This window comes from Xanthobacter variabilis (assembly GCF_043831965.2).
Lineage (GTDB): Bacteria > Pseudomonadota > Alphaproteobacteria > Rhizobiales > Xanthobacteraceae > Xanthobacter.
In genome coordinates this window covers 840,138-855,337 of record NZ_CM195533.1, presented here as the reverse complement: position 1 = coordinate 855,337, position 15,200 = coordinate 840,138, and the positions used below count along the sequence as shown (strand labels likewise).

General features: G+C 69.5%; 11 protein-coding genes. 5 read left to right on the top strand and 6 right to left on the bottom strand.

What is annotated here, in order from left to right:
- The first annotated feature begins 577 nt into the window (after positions 1-577).
- Entirely contained in the window at positions 578-1,084 is a 507-nt protein-coding gene (gene fae / locus V5F26_RS03780) for a formaldehyde-activating enzyme (protein WP_394059588.1), read from the top strand.
- Positions 1,085-1,556: 472 nt separating this feature from the next.
- On the top strand, positions 1,557-1,709 hold the full coding sequence (locus tag V5F26_RS03775; protein WP_394947757.1) for a DUF3309 family protein: 153 nt from the start codon (positions 1,557-1,559) through the stop codon (positions 1,707-1,709).
- Between the two features lie 80 nt (positions 1,710-1,789).
- Here V5F26_RS03775 and aptA read toward each other — a convergent pair whose 3' ends face one another.
- The gene (aptA, locus tag V5F26_RS03770) at positions 1,790-3,154 is read right to left on the bottom strand and encodes an omega-aminotransferase AptA (RefSeq protein ID WP_394947756.1); all 1,365 of its coding nucleotides are present in this window, start codon (positions 3,152-3,154) and stop codon (positions 1,790-1,792) included.
- Positions 3,155-3,331: 177 nt separating this feature from the next.
- Here aptA and V5F26_RS03765 point away from each other — a divergent pair, with 177 nt between their 5' ends.
- Positions 3,332-5,266 (top strand): tetratricopeptide repeat protein, encoded by a 1,935-nt coding sequence (locus V5F26_RS03765; protein WP_394947755.1) that lies wholly within the window; start codon positions 3,332-3,334, stop codon positions 5,264-5,266.
- A gap of 103 nt (positions 5,267-5,369) precedes the next feature.
- Positions 5,370-6,854 carry a sigma-54-dependent transcriptional regulator gene (locus V5F26_RS03760; protein WP_394947754.1) on the top strand — a complete coding sequence of 495 codons (1,485 nt, stop codon included), beginning with the start codon at positions 5,370-5,372 and terminating at the stop codon, positions 6,852-6,854.
- Between the two features lie 611 nt (positions 6,855-7,465).
- On the opposite strand, the gene V5F26_RS03755 is transcribed toward V5F26_RS03760, so the two are convergent.
- The 4 genes from V5F26_RS03755 to V5F26_RS03740 all read right to left on the bottom strand — a co-directional run bounded on the left by V5F26_RS03755 (position 7,466) and on the right by V5F26_RS03740 (position 13,175).
- Positions 7,466-7,831, bottom strand: a complete 366-nt coding sequence (locus V5F26_RS03755) for a helix-turn-helix domain-containing protein (protein ID WP_234053280.1) — start codon at positions 7,829-7,831, stop codon at positions 7,466-7,468.
- A gap of 1,106 nt (positions 7,832-8,937) precedes the next feature.
- Positions 8,938-11,616: a TIGR02302 family protein gene (locus tag V5F26_RS03750; RefSeq protein ID WP_394947753.1), complete on the bottom strand. Its 2,679-nt coding sequence runs from the start codon at positions 11,614-11,616 to the stop codon at positions 8,938-8,940.
- Between the two features lie 235 nt (positions 11,617-11,851).
- On the bottom strand, positions 11,852-12,643 hold the full coding sequence (locus V5F26_RS03745; protein WP_394947752.1) for an RluA family pseudouridine synthase: 792 nt from the start codon (positions 12,641-12,643) through the stop codon (positions 11,852-11,854).
- Positions 12,606-13,175 carry an O-acetyl-ADP-ribose deacetylase gene (locus V5F26_RS03740; RefSeq protein ID WP_394058198.1) on the bottom strand — a complete coding sequence of 190 codons (570 nt, stop codon included), beginning with the start codon at positions 13,173-13,175 and terminating at the stop codon, positions 12,606-12,608. Before V5F26_RS03740 ends, V5F26_RS03745 begins: the two co-directional genes overlap by 38 nt.
- Positions 13,176-13,270: 95 nt before the next feature.
- Here V5F26_RS03740 and V5F26_RS03735 point away from each other — a divergent pair, with 95 nt between their 5' ends.
- Positions 13,271-13,801: a hypothetical protein gene (locus V5F26_RS03735; RefSeq protein WP_394947751.1), complete on the top strand. Its 531-nt coding sequence runs from the start codon at positions 13,271-13,273 to the stop codon at positions 13,799-13,801.
- A 311-nt stretch (positions 13,802-14,112) separates the two neighbouring features.
- Here the strand turns inward: V5F26_RS03735 and V5F26_RS03730 are convergent, their stop codons facing one another.
- A complete protein-coding gene (locus V5F26_RS03730; RefSeq protein ID WP_394947750.1) occupies positions 14,113-15,159 on the bottom strand; it encodes a patatin-like phospholipase family protein in 1,047 nt (348 codons plus the stop codon).
- Positions 15,160-15,200: the final 41 nt, after the last annotated feature.

Sequence of the window (15,200 nt, the reverse complement as noted above, 5' to 3'; positions counted from 1 at the left end):
AGGGGTGCCGTCCCGTCGTTGTCACTCCCGAGATTCGTGGCCAGGCCGCGGGCGTCGCGCCCAGGGCTGGCGCAGGGCTCCGGCCAGCCGCGTTGCTGTCTCCTCAGGAGAGCAGAAGCGTTTCCGCGCCGGGTCCATATGTAATCGTAAACGCATTTTCTCCTGTGTGAAAAGTCCTTTTGTGCAATGCAACAAAAATGAGCGTTTTAACGGTATTGTGGTCTGTGGCGTCGGGTCCGATCCACTTTGCCTGTGTGCGAGCGGGCTGTTGAGGGCAGGAGGCCGCCCACAGGCATCTTGCCGCTACTGCAGAGCTGAGGTAGTTTCCCGCCCGCTATCCGGTGAACCGGCTCGGCAGGGAGCCGGGCGCTGAAACAAGGGTAAGCGGCAGCCGACCGCTATCCGAGACTTTCCGGAAGCGGTCGTCCCCTGCCGGGTGTTCGTTGTTTCGAGGTTTTCCTTGGGTTCCGAGGCGCGCCGTTTTTCAAGGCGTTTCTTGTTTCAAGGCGCGCCTTGGGGTTCAGCGTGAGGCTGCACAAGAACAGCACCCGGTGAGATTTTTGGGAGGACGAGACCAATGGCGAAGATCGACAAGGTGATGGTGGGTGAGGCTCTGGTGGGCGACGGCAACGAAGTCGCGCACATCGATCTGCTCATCGGCCCGCGCGGCAGCGCGGCGGAAACCGCCTTCTGCACCAGCCTGACCAACAACAAGGATGGCTTCACCAGCCTCCTGGCGGTGATCGCGCCGAACCTGGCGTGCAAGCCGAACACGGTGATGTTCAACAAGGTGACCATCAAGGACGCGCGCCAGGCGGTGCAGATGTTCGGCCCGGCCCAGCACGGCGTCGCCAAGGCGGTGCAGGACGCGGTGGCCGAGGGCATCATCCCCATGGAAGAGGCCGACGACCTCTACATCTGCGTGGGCGTGTTCATCCACTGGGAAGCGGCCGACGACGCCAAGATCCAGTCCTACAACTACGAGGCCACCAAGCTCGCCATCGCCCGCGCCGTCAAGGGTGAGCCCTCCGCAAAGGAAGCCACCGAAAAGCGCGACGCAGTCAAGCATCCCTTCCAGGCCTGAGCGACCTCGCCTCACGGCTCCAAATCTGAAGCCCGGCCTCGCGCCGGGCTTTTTTGTGCGCGGCCGCGCCGTCAGGCCGGGCTGAGGAGCACGATCAGCGCCAGCGCCGTGCTGGCGATAACGGACAGCAGGGGCACCAGGGCTTCCTCGGCGTTGATGTGGGGCTTTCCCATGGCGTCGTCCTCCCCTTCTTGCCGCGCATCCCGCGATGCGCGGCGGCTGTCGCTCTCGAAGCCTGAGCGCCTGCTCCGAAATCCTCTAAACGACTGGCCGCAGGCATTTCTGCACGCGAGCCGATCGGCATTTTGCTAAAAAGCGCTCATAGGACGCTGACGCCGCGGGCAAAATTCCACTTTCGGCGCAAGGCAATCGCTGGCTGCTGGCCTCCGCCGCCCGTTTTTGCTTTTTGTTGGCGGTGCGCCGTGGGAACCTTTCCGAAGGCAGCGCAGGCCAGCGAACGGGGGGAGCACCGATGGCGGCGGTCCTGATCATTCTGCTGGTGGTGCTCACGGTGGTGGCCCTGCCCACCTGGGATTACAGCGAGCATTGGGGCTATATCCCCGGCGCCGTCGCGGGCCTCCTGCTCATCGTGGTCGCTGCCCTGACATTGGTCGGCTACATCTGAACAAGACCCGGAACCGGCCCGCCAGGCCGGCCCCGAGCGCTTGACGCCATGGCGTGCCGGGGTCCGGCCGCCGGCTTGGGTCAGGCCGTTTTTTCGATCACCCGGCCCAGTTTCTCCACCAGCTCGCCCACCTGAGCCTCGGAGATGATGAGGGGCGGCGTGACCACCAGCGTGTCGCCAGAGGTGCGGATCATGAGGCGCTCCTCGTGGAAGGCCCGTTCCAGCCCCTCATATCCGCGCGCGCCCGGGGCCCCGTCGCGGGGGGCGAGATCCACGGCGCCGGTCAGGCCGACGGTGCGGATGTCGAGCACGCCGGGGCGGTCCCGGAGACTCATGATGGCGTCGGCCCACAGGGGCTCGATCTTGCGGGCGCGGGCGAACAGGTCCTCCTGCGCATAAAGGTCGAGGGTGGCGAGCGCGGCGGCGCAGGCCAGCGGATGGGCGGAATAAGTGTAGCCGTGGAACAGCTCGATGGCGTGTTCCGGCCCCTTCATGAAGGCTTCGTAGATGCCCTTGCGCGCCAGCACGCCGCCCATGGGCACCGCACCGGCGGTGACGCCCTTGGCGAAGGTGATGAGGTCCGGCACCACGCCGTAGCGCTCCGCGGCGAAGGCATGGCCCAGGCGGCCATAGCCGGTGATCACCTCGTCGAAGATGAGCAGAATGCCGTATTTGTCGCAGATCTCGCGCAGGCGCTGGAGATAGCCTTTTGGTGCGGGGATGACGCCGGTGGACCCGGCCATGGGCTCGACGATCACTGCGGCGATGGTGGAGGCGTCGTGCAGGCCCACGAGACGCTCCAGCTCGTCGGCGAAATGGGCGCCGTAGCCGGGCTCGCCCTTGGTGAAGGCTTGGTGCTCGCGGTCATAGGTGGTGCGCAGATGGTCGACACCGGTGAGCATGGTGCCGAAATTGCGCCGGTTGGTGACGATGCCGCCCACCGAAATGCCGCCGAAGCCCACCCCGTGATAGGCCCGCTCGCGGCCGATGAGGCGGGTGCGCGAGGCGTTGCCGGTGACATTGTGATAGGCGAGCGCGATCTTCAGCGCCGTGTCCACCGCCTCCGATCCGGAATTGCAGAAGAAGACGTGGTCGAGGTCGCCGGGTGCCAAAGCGGCGATGCGGTTGGCCAAGGTGAAGGCGGCCGGATGGCCGAACTGGAAGGTGGGGCCGAAATCGAGCTCGGCCGCCGCCGCGCGGATGGCGGCGACGATGGGCTCGCGATTGTGCCCGGGATTGGTGCACCACAGGCCCGAGCAGCCATCCAGCACGGCGTGGCCCTCGGGGGTGAAATAGTGCATGTCCTTCGCGCGGGCCACCAGCCGCGGCCACTTCTTGAAAGCGCGGTTGGCGGTGAAGGGCATCCAGAATGCTTCGAGGTCGTTCGGCGGTACTTCGGTCACATGCGCCGTTACGGTCTCCGCAGCCATGTCGTCCAAAGCCATGATTTTCTCCTCGCGCATACGGGGCGCAGCAGCATTGCCATGTTTCGGCCGCTGCTGTCGGCAAGCTAGCAGTCTCGCCGCGTGCGAAACAGGGATCGTTCAACTTCGGAAGCTTCCACGGAGCCGGTCCGAAACCTGCCCCTTGCACGCGCTCGGCTTCTGACGGACAAAGGGCACATGACCGAGGGGAATGCCGGCACCAGCAAAGCGCTCAGCGATCCGTCGACGGCGGAGGAGTCCCTGCGCCCTGAGGGCGAGGATCCCGCCCTGCCGCCGGACGGTGACGCCGCGACCGCCGAAACCGAGCCCGATGGCCCGGAGGCCTGGGACGCGCTGGTGCGCGCCGGGCTGGAGCGGGTGCTGGCTTCGCCCGATTTGTGCACTTCGCCGCGCCTGGGCGCATTCCTGCGTTATGTGGTGGAATCCAAGCTGGCCGGGCGGGCGGACCAGATCAAGGGCTACACCATCGCGGTCGAGGCGCTGGGGCGCGCGCCCTCGTTCGATCCCCAGTCCGATCCCATTGTGCGGGTCGAGGCCACCCGCCTGCGGCGCGCCCTGCAGAACTATTACAATACAGTCGGTCTCGCTGATCCGGTCCTGATCCACATCCCCAAGGGCGGTTACGTGCCGCAGTTCGAGGACCGGCGGGTGGCCAGCGCGCCGCCGGTGGCGGACGAGGTGGAGGATGCGCCGGTGCCGGTCGCCTCCCCGGTTCCGGCCGAGGCCCCCGTGGCGGTGTCTGTGCCGCCCGCGCCATCCGGCCGGCGGGCATGGCGGTTCGCGGGCTGGGCCGTGGCGGCGATTGTGCTGCTGGCTACCGGTGCCATGGTGCGGTTTGGAGGGAGTTTCGACTGGCCGGTGCAGGCTTGGTTCGGTGAGCCGCCGTCCATGGCCGATCGGGTGCGGCTGCCCATCATCGAGGTGGGGACGCTGGATGCCGCGGACGCGCATGGTCCCTCCGGCGGCGATCTGCGCAGCATGGAGGAGCGGCTGCGCGACAGCTTTGCCCAGTTCGATTTCGTGGAAGTGCGCGCGGGCAGCTCGCGCGGCGATGTCTCCGCGCGGGAGTGCGGCGGCGGGCTGCCGCGTTCCGTCTTCTCGCTAGGGGGCCTCGCGGAGGCGCGCGCGGACGGCACCTATGCCCTGATGCTCCACCTCACCGACCGGTGCGAAGGCATCATCGTTTGGTCCCACGCCATCGAGGGGCTGAAGAGCGCCGATGCCGCCGATGCCGAGCAGAGGGTGGTGCGGGAGATCGCCGCCACGCTGCTGGAGAATTACGGTGTGGTGTCGGTGCGGGCGCGCTCGCAGGTGCGGGCCCATGCGCCGTCCTCCGGCTTCGGCTGCATCGCCGAGGCATTCGCGGTGCTGCGCAATGATGGCACCGCGCCTCCGGCCGTGCCGCGCGCCTGCCTCAGCCAGCTGGTGGAGCGAGACGGCGAATTCGCGCTGGGCCATGCCGTGCGCGCCGCCGCCATGCTGGACGACGCCATGCGCGATACGGCCCAGCTGGCCCCCGAGCGGGCCGCGCAGATGTTGCATGAGGCCGAGCTGGCGGTGGATCTGGCCCCCGGCAGCGCCTATGCCGAGCGCACCCTGGCGCTGGTGCAGTTGTTCCTCGGGGAGACCGAAGCCGCGGTGGCGTCCGGCCAAGAGGCGCTGCGGCTTAATCCGCTGGATCACGATATTGCCGCCACGGTGGGCACGGTCCTGATCGGTGCCGGGCGCGTGGAGGAGGGCGAGGCGCTGCTGGTTTCGGCCCGCACCCAGGGGGCGGCACGCTCGCCCCTTCAGGAAACCTACCTCGCCATCGCCGCCTTCCTGCGGGACGATCCGTTCGCCGCCCAGGCGCTGGTGCCGCAGCTGCGGCTGCATCCCAATCCCGGCAACCGGCTGGCCCTGGCGCTCGCCCTTCACGCCCTCGACCGCGACAGCGACGAGCGGGAGGCGGTGCGCAGCCTTGCCCATCTGGAGGGAGGTGGGCCCGAGGCGGTGCGGCGGCTGGTGCGCCATCTGCTGCCGGCTCCCGTGGTTTCGGAACGGGCCCTGAACGCGCTCGAAAGTGCGGGCCTTTCTCAGGAAGCCGCCACCGGCAAGCGCCCGCACGGTTGAGAGATGCTGAAGGCACGCCTAAATAGGGGGCGTGCGGGCAAAGATTTGTTTACGGATCACACGCCACTGTGGCCGTGATCGGCCCTGCTCCAATCGAGCCCAGATGACCGCTGCCCGACCCATCCAGAGCGTTCGCATTCTCGTCTGCGACCCTGATCCCGCCACCCGGCGCACGGTGCGGGCGGCGCTGGCGCGTCGCGATGTGCTCAATATGATCGAGGCGGAAAGCCTCGATGCTGCTTTCTCATCCCTCGCAAATTGTGACGCCGCGCTCATCTGCCTGGTGCCGGGCGAAGAGGGGGTGGTCACCCGGCTGCGCGCCGCTGGCCTCTCCGGAACGCTGGTGGTGGCGCTGGCGCAGGGTTCCGTGTCCGGCGCCGTGGCGGCGATGCGGGCGGGTGCCGACGACGTGGTGTTGAAGCCCATCAAGGTGGAGGACGTGGCGGAGCGCCTTCTGGCCGCGCCCAGCGGCCGGCCCGAGCGCCGCCGCGCGCTGCGCGAGGATCGGCGTCCCCTGGTGGCGCAGAATGGCGATTTCTGCGGCTTTCTCGGCCGTTCCGCGCCCATGGTGCAGCTCTATGAGCAGATCAACCGGGTCGCTCCCTCCCGCGCGCCCGTGTTCGTCACCGGCGAGAGCGGCACGGGCAAGGAGCTGGCGGCCAATGCCGTTCACCTGCGTTCGCCGCGGCATATGGCGCCGTTCCATGCCCTCAATTGCGGCGCCATTCCGCGCGAGCTGATGGAGAGCGAGATTTTCGGCCATGCGCGCGGCGCCTTCACCGGTGCCCATGCGGACCGGACCGGCGCCGCCGAGCTGGCGGACGGTGGCACCCTGTTCCTCGATGAGATCGGCGAAATGGACCTCGCCCTGCAGGCCAAGCTGCTGCGCTTCCTGCAGGATGGGAAGGTTCGGCGCATCGGCGAGGGGCATGAACGGCAGGTGGATGTGCGCATCGTCTGCGCCACCAATCGCGACCCGGTGGCGGAGGTGAAGGCCGGCCGCCTGCGCGAGGACCTCTTCTACCGCCTGCACGTGCTGAACCTGCATTTGCCGCCGCTCTGCGAGCGGGGGGATGATGTAATCCGCCTCGCCGAGGCTTTCCTGGCCCGCTTTGCCGGTGAGGAGGGGCGCCCCCTGCCGCGCCTCACCCCGGAGGCTGCCGATGTGCTGCGCCGGCGCCGGTGGCGGGGCAATGTCCGCGAGTTGCAGAACCTGATGCGGCGCGCGGTGGTGCTGAGCGAGGGCGTGGCGCTGCCGGCCACCCTTTTCGTGGACGACCGCATGGCCGCGATCCCGGAGCCGCTTCCGGTGGAAGTGTTGGACACCGCTGCGCCCCGGGAGCCGCAGGCGGTGGAGCCTCTAGAGCCGCAGACGGTGGAGCCTCTCGCCGTGACCGAGCGGCGGGCCATCGAGCATGCCATCGCCGCGTTCCAGGGCAATATCGCCCTGGCGGCGGCGGCGCTGGATCTCAGCCCCTCAACGCTCTACCGGAAAAAGCAGTCCTGGGAGCAGGGAGCCGCGCGGCCCAAGGCCAGCCGCCGGACCTCCGGCCCCGATTGCGCCCTGGCCCGGCCCGCCGAGGCCTGAACCCGAGCGATCCTCGGCCACCGGTGGGACGAACGCGGCCGACACCCCGACTGAAGTCGCGGCGTGCCCGCGTGCAATGCCTTCAGAACCCGGCATGGAGCGTCCTGGGGCGATGGGGCGGGTCAGTCGCGTGCGGAGGCACATGGACTTGGCCAGCGGGAACACCCCAAATTCCGTGAAATGGGGAAATGCACCGTGTCACTCAGTGAGATTGTCTATCTCTCCGAACGACCCCGCCCCTTTGCCGGAACACACCCCAAGGCCGGTTGACACCCTGCGCGCCCGGCGCGGCCTGCGCCCCCACCAACCTGTTCCTCACGCTCCTGCCCTCCGCTTTCGGGGGAGGGGCGAACCGCTGGGAGTGGGGTCAGGCACGGAGGCCACCGGCATCGCCTGGGAAGCCGCTCTGCTTCGAAGTCCATGCCTCCATGCGCAGGGTCGGCGCTGGCCCCTGCTCCTCAGGCGGGAAAGGGCGCGGCGTTTTGCGCCCTGTCTCGCGAACGTTGAGCGGTCTCGGAGCGCGTCCGAGCGGAGTGGGAAACGGCGTGCGCGAAGGCAACGCGCCAAAAAGGATCGATGGCCTCAGTGCGCGCGTGAAAAACGGAAGTCGTCTAGGCCCGCTTGCGCAGGATTTTCAGGCGTCCCAGCAGCTCGGCGACCGCTTCCGGCGGCAGGTGGCGGATTTCCTGGGCCAGCAGATTGGCGAATTCGGTGGCCTCCGGGCTCAGGCCGGCCGTGTCCACGGTCACCTTCGGCTGTGACAGCTCCGCCAGCCGCTGCAGGTCTTCAGCTTCATCCCAGATCACGTTGAAATAGGCGATGATGCGCTGAACCATGCTCCAGGTGGGCCGGCCGCGCTTGCCGTTCTCCAGGGCCGAGAGATAGGTGGGGGTGACGCCGAGGGCATGGGCCATCTCGCTGAGCGTGACACCCCGCGCCGCCCTCAGATCGCGCACCCGCCGGCCGAACGGTGTCATGGGCGCGCCCTTTCCCACTGGGAGAGGGGGTGAAGGGGGCAGCCGCCGCCCTGTCGCGCCCATGCCCGGCCCCTGCGGCTGGGCGTGGCGGCTTCGGGCGCGGGCGGCCAGTCGCTGTTCATTCTCAATGCCTATCGCCCCGCTCGCGTGCCTTCGCGCGAAGCTCACCTCGCGGGGCGCCGGGAACACGCGTTAATTCAACACTCTAGAGCATTTCCCCGTTACCATGAAAAGAGGAGCTGCTCCAGGTGATGAGATTGGGCCGTTGTGCGGCGGCCTCCGTAGGCCGCCCGGCGCGACCGCGTGCCGGTGGCGGCCAGGGCGGTGATCCGCACCGGCTTCCGCGTGGCGGCGCCTTACGGGGGCCGCACGGGGCACATTGCAGGCCCGCTCCGGCCAGGGATGCGAGGCGGAAGGGCGTGTGGCTTCCGTGGCCCCCTCCGCCCGGCTGCGGCGCGCTTTCCGATCGCCACTCAATCCGCGGGGCGGCCGCTGCCAAGTCATCTGGATAGTCCTGCTGTCGCCCTCGCGCTTGCGGGACTGGCGAGGGCGGCGCTGCGTTTACATGCGGTGACCCGAAAAGGCGTATCCCAACGGGGCTTGAGCTGGCGCTCCGCACGATCGGCATTGGGGTGTGTCGGGCCCTCGCGCGCCTCGGGCCTCTCTTTTCCGCAAGCGCGGGCCCGGGCCGACAGAAGGCCGCGTTCCGCATCCCGGGCTCTCGAAAGCCGGGATGGGGCGCGCTTCCAAGTGCGGTGGGCACGGGTTCCCGTGCAGCAGGCGGGTGAAGGCAAGCGCGCCCCAAGCGACGTTCAGCGCCGGCGGCCCGCTTTATGCCCAACCGCCAAGGATGCGCCTCAGATTGCCACTCCCGCGCCCGTTTGCGGGGGAGAGGGACGCGGGCGATGCGACCCTCGCGGAGATGAATGGCGATATTCCGGAAGGTCTTGAGCCTTGGACGCGAAGCTTCCTTGCCACCGAGGCGGGTCGCGGTTGGCACCCTCGTTCGCAAGCGGGGCAGGCCGTGTGTTCCCCACCACCGCTTGCTTCTTCAGCAATTACCGATCCCAGGGCGCGCTGCTTTCAAAGCCGCGCGCCGCTAAGCGTCACAGGCCGTTGAGGAGGCGCTCCAGATAGTCGAGCTCGATCTGCGGGCGCTCGGGCTGCTCCAGCCGGCGGCGCAATTCCTCGAGAACCCGGCGGGCGCGTTGGGCGTCCACCTCGTCGGGCACCTTCACGGTGAAATCGTCGCCATAGTCCTGGCTGCGCAGGGGGCGGCCGAGGGGGTCTGTGCGCTGGGCGCTCTCCTCGCCGGGACCGCCGGGGCCGGGCTGGCCCTGATTGCCCCGCTGGCCCTCCGCGAGCGCCTGGGCGCCCTGACGCAGGGATTGAAGGGCGCGGCCCTCCGCATCGAGCGCGGGCTGGCCGTCCCCGCGACCGAGGGCCTCTTCAGCCTCCCGCATGGCCTGCTCGGCCCGGCCCAGGGCCTCGCCCGCCCGGTCGAGGGCCTCGGCCTGGGCCTTCTCGCCGTCGTCGCCTTCCTGAGCGCCCTCGTTGCCGCGGCCCTGCTGCTCGGACTGGCCCTGCCGGCCCTGCTGGTATTGGCGCAGCGCGTCGAGCATCTTACCCAGGCGCTGGCGCAGCTCCTGCTGGCCCTGCTTCAGCTCGTCGAAGTTGTTCTGCTGCTCCTGCTGGCCTTGCCCTTGCTGACCCTGCCGCTGCTGGCCGCGCTCCTGCTGCTGGCCCTGCTCGCGACCCTGGCGGAAGGTGCGGTCGCGCAGGCGCTGCTGCTCGCGGATCATGCCGCCGAGCTCGTTCTGCTGCTGGCCATCCTGGCGGCCGGCCTGGAGGTTGCCGGGGCGCATGTTTTCCATCATGGCCTGGAGCTGGTCGAGAAGCTGCTGGGCGGCCTCGCGATTGCCGGAGCGGGCGAGGTTCTCGATCTGGTCCAGCATGCGCTGGATGTCCTGGGGGCGCACGATGCGGGTGTTCGGATCCAGCGGCCGCGAATCGGTGCCGCCGTCGCGACGCGCCTGGGCGGCGAGCTGCTGCATCATCTTGTCCATGGCCGCCCGCAGGTCCTGGGTGAGGCGGGCGATCTCCTCGTCGCTGGCGCCGCGCTCCAGCGCCTCGCGCAGGGCCTCCTGGGCCGCCTTCAGGGCGCGTTCCGCCTCGGTGAGGGTCCCATCCTCGATGGCGACCGCCATTTCCCAGAGATAGTCCACGAGGGCCCGCAGATCGTCGTCATTGCGGGCGTACTTGGCCTTTGCGAGGGCGGCGCGCAGGCCCAGATACTCGCTCGCCGGCGGAGCGAACTGCTCGGGAAAATCCGTGAGTGCGGTGAGCACCGCCACCAGCCGCCTGCGGTTGCGCGCGTCGAAGGCCAGGAGGCGGCGCTCGTCGATCAGCGCGCGGGCCAGCGGCTTGGTGAAGGCGCGGGAGGGCAGGCGCACCGTGCGGGTCTCGCTGAAGCCCTCATTACCGGCCTCGTCGCGGGCGCGGAGCATAAGCTTCACCGTGGCACCGGCCCAGGGGTGGGCGAGCAGGTCCTTGCTGGTCTGGGCCGTGCCGGAGCGCCCGCCGGGCGGCAGCGAAAGCTTGACCTCCGGCGGCGGCACCAGCGGCTTGTCGGGAACGCGCGGCGCCGGCGCGCCGGGGCGCGGGAACAAAGGCGGCTCGGGCGGCAAGGGCGAGAGCAGGGCCTCGGCCTCCTTCACGCCGTAATCGTCCTCGACCCGATAGGTGAGCTGCAGGGTGTTGCGCGCGCCGGGCTGCGGCGGCTTGGCGAAGGCGATGCTGGGGGTGGTGTCGGGCACCACCTTGAAGTGCCACATCACCCGCCGCTGGTCCGGCCCGGTGAAGCTGGCGTCGCCCGTATCGCGGATGACGAAGCGCCGCTCGGCGGCCTGCCCCTGGTCGGCCGCGGTGGCGCCGGCCTTGGCGCCGCCGGGCGCGACCTCCTCGGGCGTGATGCCGCCGTCCAGCTTCAGGGCGGAGACGTCCACGCCGGCCCCGCGCACCACCAGCACGCTACCGGCCGGCACCTGGAGGGCGGCGGCGTTCAGGGTGGTGGGGTCGTCCCAGCGCAGGCCGGGCAGCACCACGGGCGGGCGGCCCGTATAGGAGGGCGGATCCACCCAGGCGTCGAGCCGGAACGGGGTGGGCGGGGTCAAAGCATGCCAGTCGAAGGCGGCACGGATGCGGGAGAGGTGCTCCCCCGGCGCCATGAATACGGTGGCGAACAGCCCCAGCAGCGCCAGGGCACGCAGCGCATAAGGGTCGCGCCGGGCCAGGCCGGGGGCCGGCAGGCCGGCGCGCAGCCGCTCGGCCGCCGCCATGGCGCGGGCGAGGTGGGCGCGCCACAGCACCGCTCCCACCGGATCGTCCGGCCGGGTGGCGAGGCTGTCGGAAAGGGCGGTGGCGGGCCGGTGGGCCAGGGCGCTATGGCTGTCGAGGCGGGTCAGCGCCTCCCCGTCATCGGGGCGCTTCAGGCGCGCCAGAGGCAGCGCGGCGGCGGCGAACAGCACCACGAACACGCCGAGGCCGACCATGCGTCCGAGCGCCGGCAGCTCCTGCCACAGCCCGGCGAAGGAGAGGGCGAGAAACAGGGCGCCCACCGCCAGCATGGCGGCGAGACCGGGCCATATGCGCTCCCACAGCAGGGTGAGGCGCGCACGCCGCAGGGCGCGCGCCAGCAGCAGGCGCGCGGCTTCCGCCTTCGCCGTGCCGGGCGCAAGCTTCGGGTCTTCTTCAGCGCCGTCCTGGGACCGCTTTGCCGGGCTCACGCCAACTCCTCATCCAGGGCCGGGGCCCGTCATAAAACCCATGGAGCTTATCACGCCGCACCGCGTGCACCAGCGCCCGCCGTCTTCACATCCCCCGGCGTTCCCGCCCCGATCCGTCAGCGGCGCCGGGGGGGCGGCTGGAACCTGCCCGGAGGCTCTCCCCAGCGCTGTGACATCGTGCTGTCTCGACGCGGAGTGCACCGATGGCGTCACGGGCCGGGTCCTGGGTTGCGCGTCACTCGGCAGAGGTTGGGGCGGCCGCCGTCTTTGATGGGAATGCGGCGTCGGCCGCCTGTCCGATCTCGTCCGGCGAAAGCCCGAGCGCCAGCAGCGTCTCGCACATATGCGGCGGCAACGGGGCGCTGACCGCCACGGGCGGCCCCTTCTTGGCGAGCGGCACCACGATGCGGCGCGAGTGCAGATGCAGTTTCGGCCCGCCCGGAAGGCGCGAGGCACCGCCATAGATGGCATCGCCCAGGATGGGCGCGCCCAGGTGGGAGAGGTGGGCACGCAGCTGGTGGGTGCGCCCCGTCACCGGCGACAGGGCGAGCACGCAGAGCCCCTCGCCGCGATGGAGCACGCGATAATCGGTGATCGCCTCCTGCGCCCCCGGCGCGCCCTTGGGCACCGCCTGCATCCACCATCCGCGATGGGGTGAGCGCTTGGCTAGCGGCTGGTCGATGCGGCCGGCATCATCGGCCGGACCGCCGCGCGTGACGGCCACATAGGTCTTGTCCACCTGCCCCTGGGCGAACAATTTGCCCAGCAGGGCCAGCGCCTTGGCGTGGCGGCCCAGCACCAGGCAGCCGGAGGTGTCCTTGTCCAGCCGGTGCGCGAGCTCGGGCCGCTTGGGCAGGCCGAAGCGCAGCGCGTCCAGGTGATCGGACAGTGTTTCTCCGCCCTTGGGCCCCGCATGCACCGGCAGGCCGAACGGCTTGTCGATGATGAGCATCATGCCGTCCCGGTGGAGGACGGGCAGGGCCGGCGGCTCAGAGGCGTGCGGCGCGGCTTCGGGCGAGGGCGTCATTGTGCAGCTCGGCGGCGGAAGGTGAAAAGCAGCAGAACACGATACGGGCGACGGAGGTGGCGCTTTCCAGATGGTCCAGAACGGCTGCCACCGCCAGCGGCGCCGCCCGTTCCGGCGGGAAGCCGTAAACCCCGGTGGAAATCGCTGGAAACGCAACGGATTCCAGTCCCTCGCCGGCGGCCAAAGCGAGGCTTTCGCGATAGCAGGAGGCCAGGAGCGCATCCTCTCCCGCGCCGCCGCCGTGCCAGACGGGGCCCACGGTGTGGATGACGCGCCGTGCCGGCAAGGCGAAGCCGGGGCTGATGCGCGCCTCGCCCGTGGGGCAGCCGCCCAGGGTGCGGCAATAGGCCAGAAGCTGCGGGCCTGCCGCCCGATGGATGGCGCCATCCACGCCGCCGCCGCCCAGCAGGGAGGAGTTGGCGGCATTCACGATGGCGTCGAGGTCAAGGCGTGTGATGTCGCCCACCTCCACCTCAAGGCGCGCGCCGCGCCAGCCGAATGCGGAGGAAGCGGATGAGGCCGCAGGAAACATCGGGTCAGGCTCCCAAGGGGCGGAGTGTCTTACGCGTTTCACACTCCGTGGCATAGCCATTCAGGCCCTTTTTGCAGACTTCAAGGCACTTTATCATGGCGCATACGCGGAACATGGAACGGCAGCTCCTCACCGACGCGGAGATGGAGTTCGTGGCCAAGGCCCGCCACCCCGTGCTGTCGGAGCTGGCCGACGCGGATCTTCACGCCCTTGTCGGTCATCTGCGGAGCCACCGCGAGCGGGCGCTGACCATTGCCAACAACCAGCGCCGGGCCCTGCGCGGCAAGGGCGGTCGCGGCGAGGTGACCTTCGAGAAGGCCGATTCGGGCAATCGCCAGAAGGCGTCCGTGCTCACCGACGCGCTAACCCGCGCCCGCCGCGAGGTGACCCGCCGCCAGGCCGAGGCCGCGCGCGCGGAGCTGATGGTCAATGCCCACCGGGCCCTGGAGCTGAAGCGGGATGCCAAGCGCGCCACCCGCCCCGCCACCCTGCCGCGCGGCAATTCCGGCATGACCAGCAAGGCCAAGCAGCGCCTCGACCGCATCGGCTCCCCGGCGGGCGAGGCCGGGCGGGTGACCAAGTTCGTGGCCACGGCGCAGGCGAAGAAGGATGCGCGCGGGGCCTGAGCGGCCAAAGGCGGCGGATCCCGGCGAACGCGCGGGATTTTGCGTCTGAGGATTGATCGGCATTTGAGAGCATCGGTCCGCTGAGGCGGCATCCCTCTCCCGCTCGCGGGGGAGGGAGCTTCCGATAACCCGGACGTCTCCGCCTCGAACGCGCGGTGGTTCTTCGGGGCCCTCTCTTCCGCCGGCCTGCGTTCACCTTCCTGGTGCCGTGCTCACCACGCCGTCTGGCCCCGCCGCAAGCGGGAGCGGGAGCCGCCCCGTGGCTGTGCTCCATGGTGGCGCGTCATGGCGGCGTCTTATGGCCCTGGCGCTCAGTCGTCCGCGAGTTCCAGTTTGAGATCCAGGGTGGAACGGCGGCCGAGATCGTCGAAATGGGTGTCGAGGAAGATTTCAGCGGAGGCACGGCCCAGATCGCGCAGATGCTGCAGGAAGTGCCATTCCGCATTGAGCTTGGACGTGGCGTCGAGGGTCGCGAGCTGGTCTTCCCCGCCGATGCGGTGCAACCGCACCCGGCGGAAGCTGGAGCCGCCCAGAGTCCAGCGGCTGATGAGCCCCTGGTCGATCAGCTTGCTGGCGTGGTCGATGGCGCGCAGCTGGGCCAGGAGCGAGGCGTTGAAGGTGATCTCGTTGATGCGGTTGTGAATTTCCGAGGCCGTGCGGGGCGTGGTCTTGCGCGCGACCGGATTGATCTGCACCAGCAGGATGTCGTCCGCGTCGGCCTTCTCATAGAGCGGGAAGAGCGGCGGATTACCCATGTAGCCGCCGTCCCAATAGGGCACGCCCTCGATCTCCACCGCCTGGAACATGAAGGGCAGGCAGGCGGAGGCCATCACCGCGTCGGCGGTCATCTCGTCATGGCCGAAGATGCGGGCGCGGCCGGTGTGCACATTGGTGGCGGAGATGAACACCTTCACCTGCGAGCGCCGCAGCGCCTCGAAGTCCACATGCGCCTCGATGATCTCGCGCAGGGGATTGATGTTCAGCGGATTGAAGTCATAGGGCGAGAAAAAGCGCGAGGCCACTTCCAGCGCCAGATAGGTGGGGTTGTTGGCCAGCGACCAGTTGCCCATGAGCCGGTCAAAGGCGGTGCGCTGGAGCGGCGACATGCGCCCGTCGCGCGAGACATCGCGCCAGAACTGGGTGAGCCCGTGGCGGGCCTCCTCCGGATCATTCTTGGCGAGGCCGTTGGCGAGCACCACCGCATTCATGGCGCCGGCCGAGGTTCCGGAAATGCCGGCGATGGTGATGCGCTCGTCCTGCAAGATGCGGTCGAGCACGCCCCAGGTGAAGGCGCCGTGGGCGCCTCCCCCCTGGAGCGCGAGCGAAAGAATCTTCTTTTCGCCGTCGCGACGGGTCATTCGTGACCGCCTCCTCAGCATGAGGTCCTCTCAGACCCGGC